This window comes from Pseudomonas sp. URIL14HWK12:I6 (assembly GCF_000514195.1).
Taxonomy (GTDB): domain Bacteria; phylum Pseudomonadota; class Gammaproteobacteria; order Pseudomonadales; family Pseudomonadaceae; genus Aquipseudomonas; species Aquipseudomonas putida_A.
Map to the genome: position 1 here is coordinate 443,095 of NZ_AZVL01000002.1, position 14,377 is coordinate 457,471.

Annotated in this window: 14 protein-coding genes; 11 read left to right on the forward strand and 3 right to left on the reverse strand. The window is 59.5% G+C overall.

The window, feature by feature from the left end:
* Positions 1-115 precede the first annotated feature (115 nt).
* Both ftsB and ispD read left to right on the forward strand, forming a co-directional pair.
* Entirely contained in the window at positions 116-394 is a 279-nt protein-coding gene (gene ftsB, locus H043_RS0105675; RefSeq protein WP_007964293.1) for a cell division protein FtsB, read from the forward strand.
* Positions 391-1,098 (forward strand): 2-C-methyl-D-erythritol 4-phosphate cytidylyltransferase, encoded by a 708-nt coding sequence (gene ispD / locus H043_RS0105680; RefSeq protein WP_027611041.1) that lies wholly within the window; start codon positions 391-393, stop codon positions 1,096-1,098. The genes ftsB and ispD overlap by 4 nt, the downstream gene beginning before the upstream one ends.
* 143 nt (positions 1,099-1,241) lie before the next feature.
* On the opposite strand, the gene H043_RS0105685 is transcribed toward ispD, so the two are convergent.
* A complete protein-coding gene (locus H043_RS0105685; protein ID WP_007964295.1) occupies positions 1,242-2,138 on the reverse strand; it encodes a LysR substrate-binding domain-containing protein in 897 nt (298 codons plus the stop codon).
* A 115-nt stretch (positions 2,139-2,253) separates the two neighbouring features.
* Between H043_RS0105685 and H043_RS0105690 the strand changes: the two genes are divergently transcribed.
* The 8 genes from H043_RS0105690 (at position 2,254) to rpoS (ending at position 9,473) form a co-directional block, all read left to right on the forward strand.
* The gene (locus tag H043_RS0105690) at positions 2,254-3,366 is read left to right on the forward strand and encodes an S-(hydroxymethyl)glutathione dehydrogenase/class III alcohol dehydrogenase (protein ID WP_027611042.1); all 1,113 of its coding nucleotides are present in this window, start codon (positions 2,254-2,256) and stop codon (positions 3,364-3,366) included.
* A 65-nt stretch (positions 3,367-3,431) separates the two neighbouring features.
* On the forward strand, positions 3,432-4,277 hold the full coding sequence (fghA, locus tag H043_RS0105695; protein WP_027611043.1) for an S-formylglutathione hydrolase: 846 nt from the start codon (positions 3,432-3,434) through the stop codon (positions 4,275-4,277).
* Between the two features lie 43 nt (positions 4,278-4,320).
* A complete protein-coding gene (gene ispF / locus H043_RS0105700; RefSeq protein WP_027611044.1) occupies positions 4,321-4,794 on the forward strand; it encodes a 2-C-methyl-D-erythritol 2,4-cyclodiphosphate synthase in 474 nt (157 codons plus the stop codon).
* On the forward strand, positions 4,791-5,849 hold the full coding sequence (gene truD / locus H043_RS0105705; protein WP_027611045.1) for a tRNA pseudouridine(13) synthase TruD: 1,059 nt from the start codon (positions 4,791-4,793) through the stop codon (positions 5,847-5,849). The genes ispF and truD overlap by 4 nt, the downstream gene beginning before the upstream one ends.
* Positions 5,837-6,586 carry a 5'/3'-nucleotidase SurE gene (gene surE, locus H043_RS0105710; RefSeq protein ID WP_027611046.1) on the forward strand — a complete coding sequence of 250 codons (750 nt, stop codon included), beginning with the start codon at positions 5,837-5,839 and terminating at the stop codon, positions 6,584-6,586. The genes truD and surE overlap by 13 nt, the downstream gene beginning before the upstream one ends.
* Before the next feature lie 41 nt (positions 6,587-6,627).
* On the forward strand, positions 6,628-7,263 hold the full coding sequence (locus H043_RS0105715; RefSeq protein WP_169841266.1) for a protein-L-isoaspartate(D-aspartate) O-methyltransferase: 636 nt from the start codon (positions 6,628-6,630) through the stop codon (positions 7,261-7,263).
* A gap of 212 nt (positions 7,264-7,475) precedes the next feature.
* On the forward strand, positions 7,476-8,357 hold the full coding sequence (locus H043_RS0105720) for a peptidoglycan DD-metalloendopeptidase family protein (protein WP_027611047.1): 882 nt from the start codon (positions 7,476-7,478) through the stop codon (positions 8,355-8,357).
* Positions 8,358-8,462: 105 nt separating this feature from the next.
* Positions 8,463-9,473, forward strand: a complete 1,011-nt coding sequence (rpoS, locus tag H043_RS0105725; protein ID WP_007964304.1) for an RNA polymerase sigma factor RpoS — start codon at positions 8,463-8,465, stop codon at positions 9,471-9,473.
* Positions 9,474-10,085: 612 nt separating this feature from the next.
* On the opposite strand, the gene fdxA is transcribed toward rpoS, so the two are convergent.
* Positions 10,086-10,409 carry a ferredoxin FdxA gene (fdxA, locus tag H043_RS0105730; protein ID WP_003222178.1) on the reverse strand — a complete coding sequence of 108 codons (324 nt, stop codon included), beginning with the start codon at positions 10,407-10,409 and terminating at the stop codon, positions 10,086-10,088.
* Between the two features lie 162 nt (positions 10,410-10,571).
* Positions 10,572-13,154 (reverse strand): DNA mismatch repair protein MutS, encoded by a 2,583-nt coding sequence (mutS, locus tag H043_RS0105735; RefSeq protein ID WP_027611048.1) that lies wholly within the window; start codon positions 13,152-13,154, stop codon positions 10,572-10,574.
* Between the two features lie 209 nt (positions 13,155-13,363).
* On the opposite strand from mutS, the gene H043_RS0105740 reads away from it, so the two are divergent.
* Positions 13,364-14,098: an XRE family transcriptional regulator gene (locus H043_RS0105740; RefSeq protein ID WP_027611049.1), complete on the forward strand. Its 735-nt coding sequence runs from the start codon at positions 13,364-13,366 to the stop codon at positions 14,096-14,098.
* The last annotated feature ends 279 nt before the right edge of the window (positions 14,099-14,377 follow it).

Consider the following 14,377-nt stretch of genomic DNA (forward strand, 5'->3'; position numbering starts at 1 on the left):
TTTGCCACTAATCTGATGCCTTACATGCACAAGCCTGGATCTTCCAGGCTTCGTGCTATCAGACGTTTCAAAGTTTTGGCGTGGCTGTCTTTTTTCACTGGATACCTGATATTCGATGCGCAGTCCTTACTGGTTGTTTCTCGTTTTGCTCTTGCTGCTGGCCGGTCTGCAGTACCGCCTGTGGGTGGGCAATGGCAGTCTGGCGCAGGTCGCCGAGCTGAAGCAGCAGATTGCTGATCAGCACGCCGAGAACGAAGGCCTGCTGGAGCGCAATCGGGTGATGGACGCCGAAGTCAGCGAGTTGAAGAAAGGCATGGAGACCGTTGAAGAACGGGCTCGCCATGAGCTGGGCATGGTCAAGGACGGTGAAACCCTTTACCAGCTCGCGCAATGATCGATTCTCTGCCGGCCTTCTGGGCCGTGATTCCTGCCGCGGGCGTCGGTGCCCGAATGGCCGCAGACCGTCCCAAGCAATACCTGCAACTGGGCGGGCGCACAATTCTCGAACACAGCCTCGGCTGTTTCCTTGATCACCCGAGCCTCAAGGGGCTGGTGGTCAGTCTGGCGGTTGATGATCCTTATTGGCCAAACCTGGCTTGCGCCAGCGACTCGCGGATTCAGCGGGTCGAGGGTGGCACGGAGCGTTCCGGGTCGGTGCTGAACGCTTTGCTGCATTTGCATGCTCAGGGTGCCGATGACGATGACTGGGTGCTGGTGCACGATGCGGCACGGCCCAACCTGAGTCGCGACGATCTCGACAAGTTGCTGGTTGAACTGGCGGATGATGCCGTCGGCGGTCTGCTGGCCGTGCCGGCGCGCGATACCCTGAAGCGGGTCGACAAGCACGGTCGTGTGCTTGAAACCGTGGATCGCAGCGTGATCTGGCAAGCCTATACGCCGCAGATGTTCCGTCTCGGTGCCTTGCATCGGGCGTTGGCCGACAGTCTGGTGGCGGATGCGGTGATTACCGATGAAGCCTCGGCGATGGAGTGGGCCGGTCTGGCGCCGCGTCTGATCGAAGGGCGGGCGGACAACCTCAAGGTCACCCGGCCGGAAGACCTGGAGTGGTTGCGTCAGCGTTGGGCTAATCGCCGTTGATTGCTGTGGAGCCTGTCAGATTGCCTTCGCGAGCAAGCTCGCTCCCACATTTGATTTGCGCCTGACCCCGAATTTGCATGCACCGCCGATCCCCTGTGGGAGCGAGCCTGCTCGCGAAGGCGATCGTTCAAGCAACCCATCACTCAGCCCCGATACTCCGGCCGCTCGGCCAATCCTTCCTTCAAGAAATCCACCAGCTTGCGCACCTTCGGCGACAAATGCCGCTGCTGTGGATACAAGGCCCACACCGCCGTATTCGGCGGCTGATGCGCCTCCAGCAGCGAAATCAGCGCACCACTGTGCAAATGCTCCAGCACGTAATAGTCCGGCAACTGACACAGGCCGACCCCTTGCAGCGCCGCATCCAGCACCGCTTGCCCACTGTTGCAGCGCCAGTTTCCCTGTACGCGCTGGGAAAATTCCCGGCCGTTCTGTTCCAGTTGCCACAGATCCGAACTGCCGATCAGGCAATTGTGCCGACTCAGTTCCGACAAGCTGTGTGGGCGGCCATACCGTTCCACGTAGGAAGGAGACGCGCACAGGTACATCCGACGCGGCGCCAGGCGGGTGGCGACCAATCGAGAATCCTGCAATCGGCCCAGACGGATCGCCAGATCCAGCCCCTCATGCACCAGATCGAGTTGGCGGTTACTCAGCTCGATATCAACGCGCAGTTGCGGGTATTGCCCCATGAACCGCGTCACCAGCGGCACGATAAACCGCTCGCCATAGGCCACGGCGCAGGTCATGCGCAGCATGCCTTTCGGTTCGCTGGTCAGGTCGCCGACCGCGCGCAGAGCTTCTTCGCGACCGTCCTGCAGGCGCTGACAATGCTGCAGAAAGGTCTGACCGGCTTCGGTCAGGGTCACACGACGGGTGCTGCGGTAGAGCAGGCGCGTCTGTAATCGATCCTCCAGCCGTACGATTTGTCGACTGATGTGTGAGGAGGAAACCCCAAGGCGTTCGGCCGCAGCGGTGAATTGGCTGCATTCGGCGACGGCGACGAACTCGTCGATACCTTCCCAGCGGTTTTCGGACATTTGATTATCCCTGTACAGCAATAATATTTTGCATTTGTCCGGATTATTAATCAGTTGGCGCTGAACTACACTGCCGGTCTGGTTTTTTATTCATTGGATTCACTGGAGAGTCAGCATGATCAAGTCGCGCGCCGCCGTTGCCTTCGAGGCCAAGAAGCCGCTGGAAATCGTAGAAGTCGATGTGGCCATGCCCAAGGCCGGTGAAGTGTTGCTGCGCGTGGTGGCTTCCGGGGTTTGCCACACCGATGCCTACACCCTGTCCGGCGCGGATCCGGAAGGTATCTTCCCGTCGATCCTCGGCCACGAAGGTGGCGCGATCGTTGAAGCCATCGGCGAGGGCGTCACCTCGGTCGCCGTCGGTGACCACGTGATTCCGCTGTACACCCCGGAATGCGGCCAGTGCAAATTCTGCAAGTCGGGCAAGACCAACCTGTGCCAGGCGATTCGCGCTACTCAGGGCAAAGGCCTGATGCCGGACGGCACTTCGCGCTTTTCCTACAAGGGCCAAACGATTTTCCACTACATGGGTACTTCGACGTTCTCGGAATACACCGTACTGCCGGAAATCTCCGTGGCGAAAATCGCCAAGGATGCGCCGCTGGAAAAGGTCTGCCTGCTCGGTTGCGGTGTAACCACCGGTATCGGTGCGGTGATCAACACCGCCAAGGTCAAGCCGGGTGACACTGTGGCGATCTTCGGTCTCGGCGGCATCGGTCTGTCGGCAGTCATCGGTGCAGTGAAAGCCAAGGCTGCGCGGATCATCGCCATCGACATCAACCCGGCCAAGTTCGAAATCGCCAAGCAGTTGGGCGCCACCGATTGCGTCAACCCGAAAGACTTCGATCGTCCGATCCAGGAAGTGATCGTCGACATGACCGACGGCGGCGTCGATTTCTCCTTCGAGTGCATCGGCAACGTGCAACTGATGCGCGCGGCGCTGGAATGCTGCCACAAGGGCTGGGGCGAATCGGTGATCATCGGTGTTGCCGGTGCCGGTCAGGAAATTTCGACCCGTCCGTTCCAGCTGGTGACCGGTCGCGTCTGGCGTGGTTCGGCATTCGGCGGCGTGCGTGGCCGTACCGAGCTGCCAAGCTATGTCGACATGGCGCAGAGCGGCGAGATTCCGCTGGATACTTTCATTACCCACACCATGGGTCTGGAAGACATCAACAAGGCCTTCGACCTGATGCACGAAGGCAAGAGCATCCGCACCGTCATTCATTTCTGATCAATCGCGACGCCACGGCTACAGACCTTGAAGGTTTATAGCCGGGGCCGCGTAGGAGTCTTTACATGAGTCTGGAAAACATCTCCTGTCAGAAAAGTTTCGGCGGCTGGCACAAGCGCTATCGCCACCGTTCCGACGTGCTTGGTTGCGACATGGTGTTTGCCGTGTATTTGCCGCCGCAAGCGGAGCAGGGTGGCAAGCTGCCGGTGCTGTACTGGCTGTCCGGTCTGACCTGCACCGACGAGAACTTCATGCAGAAGGCCGGGGCGATGCGCATGGCCGCCGAACTCGGTCTGATCATCGTCGCGCCGGACACCAGTCCGCGCGGCCCGGATGTGCCGGGTGATCCAGATGGCGCCTGGGATTTCGGTCTCGGTGCCGGGTTCTACCTGAATGCCACGCAGGAACCGTGGTCGCGGCACTATCGGATGCATGACTATGTCGTGCAGGAATTGCCTTCATTGGTTGAAGCGCATTTCCCGGCGTCGGACAAACGCAGCATCAGCGGCCACTCCATGGGCGGTCACGGTGCACTGGTCTGCGCGCTGCGCAATCCGGGGCGTTACCAGTCGGTGTCGGCGTTTTCGCCGATCAACAACCCGATGGATTGCCCGTGGGGGCAGAAAGCGTTCTCCCGCTATCTGGGCGAAGACCGTTCCAAGTGGAAAGAATGGGATGCCTGCGCGCTGATCGCTGAAGCCACCGAAAAACTGCCGTTGCTGGTCGATCAGGGTGATCGCGATGACTTCCTCGCCACGCAGCTCAAACCCGAAGCCCTGCAACAAGCTGCAAAACAAGCGGGTCATCCGCTGACGCTGCGCCTGCAACCGGGCTACGACCACAGCTATTTCTTCATCTCAAGCTTCATTGACGACCACTTGCAGCATCACGCACGCGCCCTGCGCGGTTAATGCAGGTAGAATCACGCCCTGACAAAAATCGGGGCGTTTTTTTATGCGTATTGGCCACGGCTACGATGTTCACCGTTTCGCTGAAGGCGATTTCATTACTCTGGGCGGCGTGCGTATTGCACACGGCTTCGGGCTGCTCGCTCATTCCGACGGTGACGTTCTGCTGCACGCCTTGAGCGATGCCTTGCTCGGCGCGGCCGCGCTGGGCGATATCGGCAAGCACTTTCCGGACACCGACCCGCAATTCAAGGGCGCCGACAGCCGTGTGCTGCTGCGGCATGTGGTCGCGCTGATCCACGCCAAGGGTTGGAAAGTCGGCAACGTCGACAACACCATCGTCGCTCAGGCACCGAAAATGGCCCCGCATATCGAAGCGATGCGCGCGTTGATCGCCGCCGATCTGCAAGTTGAACTGGATCAAGTGAACGTGAAAGCTACCACCACCGAAAAGCTCGGCTTTGTCGGTCGCGAAGAAGGCATCGCCGTGCATTCCGTTGCCTTGTTGCTGCGCGCATGAACGAACTGCAATTGCTTGGCCCGCGGGCCTATGGCGAACCACTCGGCACTGCGGTTCTGAAAGCCATTGCCGAAGATTTTCAGGTCGATGAAGTGCTCGACATCCCGTTCAGCGGCGATGGTGAGCACCTGTGGATCTGGGTCGAAAAACGTGGCCTGAATACCGAAGAAGCAGCGCGCCGAATTGCCAAGGCCGCCGGCGTGCCGTTGCGCACCGTCAGTTATGCCGGGCTGAAGGATCGTCAGGCGTTGACCCGTCAGTGGTTCAGCGTGCAACTGCCGGGCAAGGCTGATCCGGATCTCTCGGCGGCGGAAAACGACACGCTGAAGATCCTCAAGACCACGCGCCACAAGCGCAAGCTGCAACGCGGCGCGCATTCGGCGAACGGCTTCACCTTGCGCCTGACCCAGTTTGCCGGCGACAAGGATGCGATCGAGCAGCGTCTGCAACTGATCGCCAAGCAAGGCATTCCCAATTATTTCGGCGCCCAGCGTTTCGGCCATGACGGCGGTAACGTCGTTGATGCGCGTGCCTGGGCGGCGCGCAAGGCGCTACCGGAGCAGCGCAATGTGCGCTCGCGGCTGCTATCGACGGCGCGCAGTTTTCTGTTCAATCAGGTACTGGCCGCTCGGGTTGCCGATGGCACCTGGCAGCAGGCGCAAGTCGGCGATCTGCTGGCGTTCACCGACAGCCGCAGTTTTTTCCCGGCCGGTGAGGCCGAATGCAGCGATCCGCGCCTGGCGATTCTCGACCTGCACCCGACCGGTCCGCAGTGGGGCGAAGGTGACTCACCCGCCGCTGGCGCTGTCCATGATCTGGAGCAGGGGATTGCCGAGCGTGAAGCGGATCTGCGCGATTGGTTGATCAATGCCGGAATGAGCCACGAACGTCGCATCCTGCGGCTGCCCATTGGCGGGTTGTCGTGGCATTATCCCCAGCCTGACATTCTGCAACTGGAATTCGTCCTCCCGGCCGGATGCTTCGCCACCGTATTGGTGCGCGAACTCGTTGATCTGGTGCCGGTGGGGCAGACGGACAGCCCATGCGTATTCTGATTTCTAACGACGATGGGGTAACCGCACCCGGTCTCGCCGCGCTTTATGCTGCGCTGGCGGATTACACCGAGTGCGTGGTTATCGCCCCGGAGCAGGACAAAAGCGGCGCCAGCAGTTCGCTGACGCTCGACCGTCCGTTGCACCCGCAATACCTGGCAAACGGTTTCATCAGCCTCAACGGTACGCCGACCGACTGTGTGCACCTGGGCCTCAACGGCCTGCTGGAGCGCGAGCCGGACATGGTGGTTTCCGGGATCAACCTCGGTGCCAATCTGGGCGATGACGTGCTGTATTCCGGTACCGTGGCGGCTGCCCTCGAAGGGCGCTTTCTCAAGCGCCCTTCGTTTGCGTTCTCGCTGTGCTCACGACAGGTGGACAACCTGGCGACAGCCGCACATTTCGCGCGCAAACTGGTCGAGGCCCACGCCGGGCTGGATCTGCCGCCGCGCACGGTGCTGAACGTGAACATTCCCAATCTGCCGATCGATCATATTCGTGGCATTCAACTGACCCGTCTGGGCCATCGCGCCCGTGCTGCGGCGCCGATGAAAGTGGTCGACCCGCGTGGCAAGGCCGGCTACTGGATTGCTGCGGCCGGTGATGCCGAAGACGGCGGCCCGGGCACCGACTTTCATGCGGTGATGCAGGGGTATGTGTCGATCACTCCGTTGCAGCTCGATCGCACTTTCAATGATGCCTTCAGAAGTCTCGACGGCTGGCTGGAGGAACTGCGCTGATGGCTCGTGAACACGAAGACAGACTGCGCAGTGGCATCGGCATGACGTCGCAGCGCACCCGTGAACGTCTGATCCAGCGTCTATATGAAGAAGGCCTGTCCAACGCCAAGGTGCTGGAAGTGATCCGCCGTACGCCGCGTCATCTGTTTGTCGATGAAGCGCTGGCGCATCGTGCCTACGAAGACACCGCACTGCCAATCGGCCACAACCAGACCATCTCCCAGCCTTATATGGTGGCGCGCATGAGCGAGCTGCTGCTGGAGGCGGGACCGCTGGACAAGGTGCTGGAGATCGGTACCGGTTCGGGTTACCAGACGGCCGTGCTGTCGCAACTGGTCGAGCGGGTATTTTCGGTCGAACGCATCAAGGTCCTGCAGGATCGGGCCAAGGAACGCCTGGTCGAACTCAACCTGCGCAACGTGGTGTTCCGCTGGGGTGATGGCTGGGAAGGCTGGCCGGCGCTGGCGCCGTACAACGGCATCATCGTCACCGCAGTCGCGACCGACGTGCCGCAGGCCTTGCTCGATCAACTGGCACCGGGTGGGCGGATGGTGATTCCGGTCGGCTCGGGGGAAGTGCAGCAACTGATGCTAATCGTGCGTGAAGAACACGGCTTTTCCCGTCACGTATTGGGAGCTGTACGCTTCGTGCCATTGCTCAATGGCCCGCTGGCCTGAGCATTTGTTTGCGGGCGCTGAATTCCTTGCGCTGGCTTGTGTCTTACACCGGCAGCGATGGTTTAAACGCAACTGATTGTCCAAGGGCAAACGTGTGCGTGAAGCGTTTTCGCATCTTTAACGGTAAAGCCTGTTCGGCCCGTTATACTTGCGACACTACTTGCCGCGATTCGGCATTCCACATATTTCAGCCACCACAAAGGGAGCGGCGGGTGAGTCTCACAGTCATTGCGCAGCGTATGGGTAACACGAGCTTTCAGCGCCTGGTGACTGGCCTTGTATTGAGCACCCTGCTGGTCGGTTGCTCCAGCACCAAATCGAGCAACGTGCGGGTGGTCGATCGCAACAGCGCGGCGGCCCAGCGTCCGGCCGTCACGACCGGGCAGTATGTAGTCCGTCCGGGCGATACGCTGTTTTCCATCGCTTTTCGCTACGGCTGGGACTACAAAGCCCTCGCGGCCCGCAACAATATTCCTACGCCGTATACGATCCACCCGGGTCAGACAATTCGCTTTGACGGCCGCACCGGTTCAACACCGACAGCGGTGGTGAGCAACGGCAGTTCCGCGCCATCATCGTCGAGCAAAACCACGGTAATCCGGCGCCAGGCGAATGGCACGACGACCACCACCGTGACCGGCTCCGGAGCCGCTGCTGCGGGGGCTGCACCGTCCGTCGCGAACAAATCGGCTCCGGCTCCGATGCCTCCACCGGGCCCGGCCCCGACCGGCTGGGGATGGCCATCTAATGGCATTCTGATTGGAAAATTCTCTTCAAACGGTAGTTTGAATAAAGGAATTGATATCGCCGGAGATTTGGGACAGCCTGTTTTAGCTGCGTCTGATGGGACGGTGGTTTACGCCGGGAGTGGCTTAAGGGGCTACGGCGAATTAGTCATCATCAAACACAGCGAAACCTACGTCAGTGCCTACGGACATAACCGCAGGCTGTTGGTACGGGAGGGGCAGCAGGTCAAGGTCGGACAGACAATTGCCGAAATGGGGTCCACGGGTACAGACCGGGTGAAACTGCATTTTGAGATTCGCCGCCAAGGTAAACCTGTAGATCCGCTGCAGTTCCTGCCCAAACGTTGATTTGAGGCCAGCCTGTTCCGTCGCGTAGAGGGGACAGGCTCCAGCGCTGCCAAGGATAAAGGCGTCGCTTGAGCTTGGGGTCGAACTCACCAAAGGACTATAACAATGGCTCTCAGTAAAGAAGTGCCGGAGTTTGACATCGACGATGAGGTTCTCCTTATGGAGGCCGGCATCGATTCGGAATCTTCGATGTCGAATGATGAAGGGGCTGCTCCACCTTCCGTTCGTTCCAAATCCAGACAATCCGCTTCACTTAAACAACACAAGTACATCGACTACACTCGGGCACTCGATGCCACGCAGCTGTATCTCAACGAAATCGGCTTTTCACCACTGCTCTCCCCGGAGGAAGAAGTTCATTTTGCGCGTCTGTCGCAAAGTGGCGACCCTGCCGGGCGCAAGCGCATGATTGAAAGTAACCTGCGGCTGGTCGTGAAGATTGCCCGGCGTTACGTCAATCGGGGGCTGTCGCTGCTGGATCTGATCGAAGAGGGTAATCTCGGCCTGATCCGCGCAGTGGAAAAGTTCGATCCCGAACGTGGCTTCCGCTTCTCGACCTACGCGACCTGGTGGATCCGTCAGACCATCGAGCGCGCGATCATGAATCAGACCCGGACCATCCGGTTGCCGATCCATGTGGTCAAGGAGCTCAACGTGTACCTGCGGGCGGCACGGGAGCTGACGCAAAAGCTCGATCACGAACCCTCACCCGAAGAAATCGCCAACCTGCTGGAAAAACCGGTGGGCGAGGTCAAGCGCATGCTCGGCCTGAACGAGCGGGTTTCTTCGGTCGATGTCTCGCTGGGTCCGGATTCGGATAAAACCCTGCTGGACACCCTGACGGATGACCGTCCGACCGATCCATGTGAACTGCTGCAGGATGACGACCTGTCGCAGAGCATCGATCAATGGCTCTCGGAACTGACCGACAAGCAGCGCGAGGTGGTCGTACGCCGCTTCGGCCTGCGCGGCCATGAGAGCAGCACGCTGGAAGACGTAGGCCTGGAGATCGGCCTGACCCGTGAACGGGTGCGGCAGATCCAGGTGGAAGGCCTCAAGCGCCTTCGCGAAATCCTCGAGAAGAATGGCCTGTCGAGCGAGTCGCTGTTTCAGTAAGCGCCTCACACGCCTGCTGCAAGAAGCCCCGACTGGTTCGGGGCTTTTTTATTGCTCGGATATTGGCTGATGACTGTCTGTGGCGAGGGAGCTTGCTCCCGCCGGGTTGCGCAGCAACCCTAAAGGTTCATGAGCGCTGCGCACTCAAGCGGGAGCAAGCTCCCTCGCCACAAAGTTCATTGCCGGACAAATGGTCAGCATTTCCATCGTTTGTAGTCTTGCGGTGTAAGCCTTGGCTTACTCTTTCGTAAGCGTTCCCCATTTTTGCAGGACGGTAGACGTCGACTTCTGCCGAGAGTCGTTTTTAACCAATTGATTTATATGCTTATTTTTTAATATGAAGTGCTTATTACAGCGACTTTCACCCCGCCGGGCCGATTGCTCTCGGCAGGGAACTCTCTAGTATCAGCACTGTGTCGACGGACAGACACGCCCTTCAAGGAAGAGGGGAACGGACATCGCAGGACGCGATTCATCAGGACGATGAAAAGGAATACAGGGAATAGGGAAAAAATGTGGGCGGGTCAAACCGCCCCTTTTTTTGCCTGTAGAAAAGTAAATTCCGAAAAAGCAAAAAGGCCCGCAAGGGGCCTTTTGGTAACGCGCGACAGATCAGCGTTCGAGGTCTTTGATCTTGCCTTTGACGCCATCCCACTCTTCGGCATCCGGCAGCGATTCTTTCTTCTCGGTGATGTTCGGCCAGATTTCAGCCAATTCAACGTTCAGTTGAATGAACTCCTGCATATCCTCCGGAACTTCATCCTCGGAGAAAATCGCGACGGCCGGGCATTCCGGTTCGCACAGGGCGCAGTCGATGCACTCGTCCGGGTGAATCACCAGGAAGTTCGGGCCTTCGTAAAAGCAGTCCACCGGACAGACTTCTACGCAGTCGGTGTACTTGCACTTGATGCAGTTGTCGGTGACGACGAAGGTCATTTCTAATTTTCTCCTCAGGCGGCGGCAGCGTAGCCCCTTCACGGTGGGGTCGCCAGGTTCGGGAGCGATGTCTGCCAGCCAGGCTATTAGCCAGCAGCATCCCAAACCGCGCGAGATTCTAACAGCTTGAAGCCGTTTGCGTTATATCCGGTTCTTCGCTGCTTAGATCCGGTTCTTAAGTGCATATAACAATTCGAGCGCTCGACGCGGTGTCAGGTCATCGAGGTCCACTTTGGCCAACTCATCGAGCACTGGGTGCGGCAGGCTGGCAAACATGTCGCTCTGCTGGGGGACCGCCGGTTTGCCTTTGACGGCAGGCTTGGGCGCTTCATGCGGCAATGCGGTGTCTTCCAGTCGGCTCAGGTGCTCACGGGCCCGCACGATCACTTCACTCGGCACGCCGGCCAGTTGCGCCACCGCCAGGCCGTAGCTCTGGCTGGCAGGCCCCGGCAACACGTGGTGCAGGAACACGATGCGCTCGTTGTGCTCAGTGGCGTTGAGGTGCACGTTGGCCACCAGCGGCTCGGCTTCCGGCAACACGGTCAGTTCGAAATAGTGCGTGGCAAATAGAGTATAGGCACGCAGATGCGCCAGACGCTCGGCGGCCGCCCATGCCAGCGACAGACCGTCGAAGGTGCTGGTGCCGCGCCCAACTTCGTCCATCAGCACCAGACTGCGCTCGGTGGCGTTGTGCAGGATGTTGGCGGTTTCGCTCATCTCGACCATGAAGGTCGAACGGCCACCGGCCAGGTCATCGCTGGAACCGATTCGGGTGAAGATCCGGTCCACCAGCGACAACTCGCAACTGGCCGCCGGCACGAAGCTGCCGATATGCGCCAGCAGCACGATCAATGCGGTTTGGCGCATGTAGGTGGATTTACCACCCATGTTCGGGCCGGTGATCACCAGCATCCGGGTGTTGTCATCCAGACTCAGGTCGTTGGCCACGAATGGCGTAGTCAGCACTTGCTCGACCACCGGGTGACGCCCTTGGGTGATGCGCATGCACGGCTCGCTGACGAAGCGTGGGCAGTTCAGATCAAGGTTCAGCGCACGCTCGGCAAGGTTGCTCAGCACGTCCAACTCGGCCAATGCGCCGGCAGTATCCTGCAGCGGTGGCAACTGGCTGATCAGGTCTTCCAGCAGCGCCTCGTAGAGCATTTTCTCGCGAGCCAGGGCACGGCTCTTGGCCGAAAGCGCCTTGTCTTCGAATTCTTTCAGCTCAGGCGTGATGAAGCGCTCGGCGCCCTTGAGCGTCTGGCGCCGGATGTAATCGGCTGGAGCCGATTCGGCTTGCTTGCTCGGCAGTTCGATGAAGTAGCCGTGAATGCGGTTGTAACCGACTTTCAGGTTGGCCAGACCGGTGCGGGCCTTTTCCCGGGCTTCCAGATCGATAAGGAACTGGCCGGCGTTCTCGCTCAGCGATTGCAGCTCATCGAGTTCGCTGTCGTAACCGGTTTTCAGCACGCCGCCGTCGCGGATCACCGCTGGCGGGTTGTCGATGATGGCTTTTTCCAGCAGCGCCGCCAGTTCCGGGTAGGTGCTGGTGGTGGTCGCCAGGCGTTGCAGGTGCGGTGCTTCGAGGTCGGTCATCGCCACTTGCAGTTGCGGCAGGGCACCGAGGGCATCGCGCAGGCGAGCGAGGTCACGGGGCCGCGCATTGCGCAGGCCGATACGCGCGAGAATCCGCTCGATGTCGCCGATTTCCTTGAGCTGCGGCTGCAGCTTTTCGAAGCGATAGCCGTCGAGCAAACAAGTGATCGAGGTCTGGCGCGCCAGCAGGACGGTCAGATCGCGCAGCGGACGGTTCAGCCAGCGGGTCAGCAAACGGCTGCCCATGGCGGTCTGGCAGCGATCAACCACCGATTGCAGGGTGTTGTCGCGACCACCAGCCAGGTTAGTGTCGAGTTCGAGGTTGCGACGGCTGGCGCCGTCGAGCACCACGGTGTCGTCCAGACGCTCATGACGCAGGCTGCGCAGATGGGGCAGGGCGGTGCGCTGGGTTTCCTTGGCATAGGCCAGCAGGCAACCGGCCGCGCCGATGGCCAGGGTCAGGGTTTCGCAACCGAAGCCTTTCAGGTCTTGTGTGGAAAACTGCTGGCAGAGACTTTTCAGCGCCGAATCACGCTCGAAATCCCACGGCGCGCGACGACGCACACCACGGCGTTTTTCCGCCGGCAGGTCTTTCGGCCAATCGTCCGGGATCAGCAGTTCCACCGGGTTGACTCGCTCCAGCTCCGCCAGCAGGTTTTCCCAGCCCTTGATCTCGAGCACAGTAAAGTTGCCGCTGGTGATGTCCAGCACTGCCAGACCGAACAGGCGCTCGTCGCCTAGCACGGCGGCAATCAGGTTGTCGCGGCGTTCATCAAGCAGCGCTTCGTCGCTGACCGTACCCGGGGTGATGATGCGCACCACCTGACGTTCCACCGGGCCCTTGCTGGTGGCCGGATCGCCGACCTGCTCGCAGATCACCACCGACTCGCCGAGCTTGACCAGTTTCGCCAGGTAACCTTCCGCCGCGTGGTAGGGAATCCCGCACATCGGAATCGCCTGCCCTGCCGACTGACCACGTGCGGTCAGGGTGATGTCGAGCAATTTGGCAGCCTTCTTCGCGTCTTCATAGAAGATCTCGTAGAAGTCGCCCATGCGATAGAACATCAGCTGATCCGGGTGCTGATTCTTCAGGCGCCAGTATTGCTGCATCATCGGGGTGTGGGAGGACAGGTCGGAGACGGCTTTATTCATCGGATTGTCAGGTAACTCGTTAAATGATGTAGGGCAAAAGCGAGGGCAACCGCCGGGCTTTTCCGCGATGGGCGCAAGGTTACCATGGGCGGTCGGCTCGACGCAGGCATGACGGCCGGCTGACACTTTTTGCGTTTAATTGTGATTTATGCACGATTTATGCAAATCAGCATTTGTCTTCGGAAAAAACTTCAAGCACTATGCGCGTTATGCAAAAACGCAACGTATCCTCCGTCTTAAGAGCACTGCTCGACCAGCACGGGATCTCCCCCACGGAGCTCCACCGTCGCACCGGCGTGCCTCAATCAACGCTCTCGCGGATTCTCAGCGGGAAGATCGTCGATCCTTCGGATAAACATATCTCGAAGATCGCCGAATACTTCAATGTGAGCACTGATCAATTACGTGGCCGCGCCGATGTCGCGATCGCGACCGGTGGCGCGCGCGATGACGTGCATGCGGAACTCAAGGACATAAGCCTGTGGGACGACGATACCCCTGTCGATGACGACGAGGTGTCGGTGCCCTTTCTTCGTGAGGTTGAATTGGCTGCTGGATCAGGAAGATTCGTCATCGAAGAGAGCGAACGCTCTAGCCTGCGCTTCGGCAAACGCAGCCTGCGCCATAACGGTGTGCAGTTCGACCAGGCCAAATGCGTGACGGTGCGCGGTAACAGCATGATGCCGGTGTTGCGTGACGGCGCCACGGTCGGAGTCAATGCCGGCAAGTGCGGCATCGGCGATATCATCGATGGCGATCTGTACGCGATCAACCACAACGGCCAGTTGCGCGTGAAGCAGCTCTACCGCCTGCCGACCGGTATCCGTCTGCGCAGTTTCAACCGTGATGAACATCCGGACGAGGACTACAGCTTCCAGGATATGCAGGACGAGCAGATCGTCATCCTTGGTCACGTCTTCTGGTGGGGCATGTACGCCCGATAGGCAATCCCCTCCACAGCAAACCCGTCTCATGACGGGTTTTTTTTCGTCTTAACAAAACCCTCGAACCCTTTATTTATGCGGGCCGCATGCAGCTGTGCATTTATTGCGCATAAATAAATGCATTTATGCATTGACTGTATATGCATTCATGCATATTCTTGCCACCAAGCCGCTCAACAAAGCGGCTGGCAACAACAGCTCTTTAGTTCCACAAGAACAGGCAGCGATGAACCGGCCTCAACGGTTCAGAGGGTTGGCAACTGACCCGGGTGTGCAGCG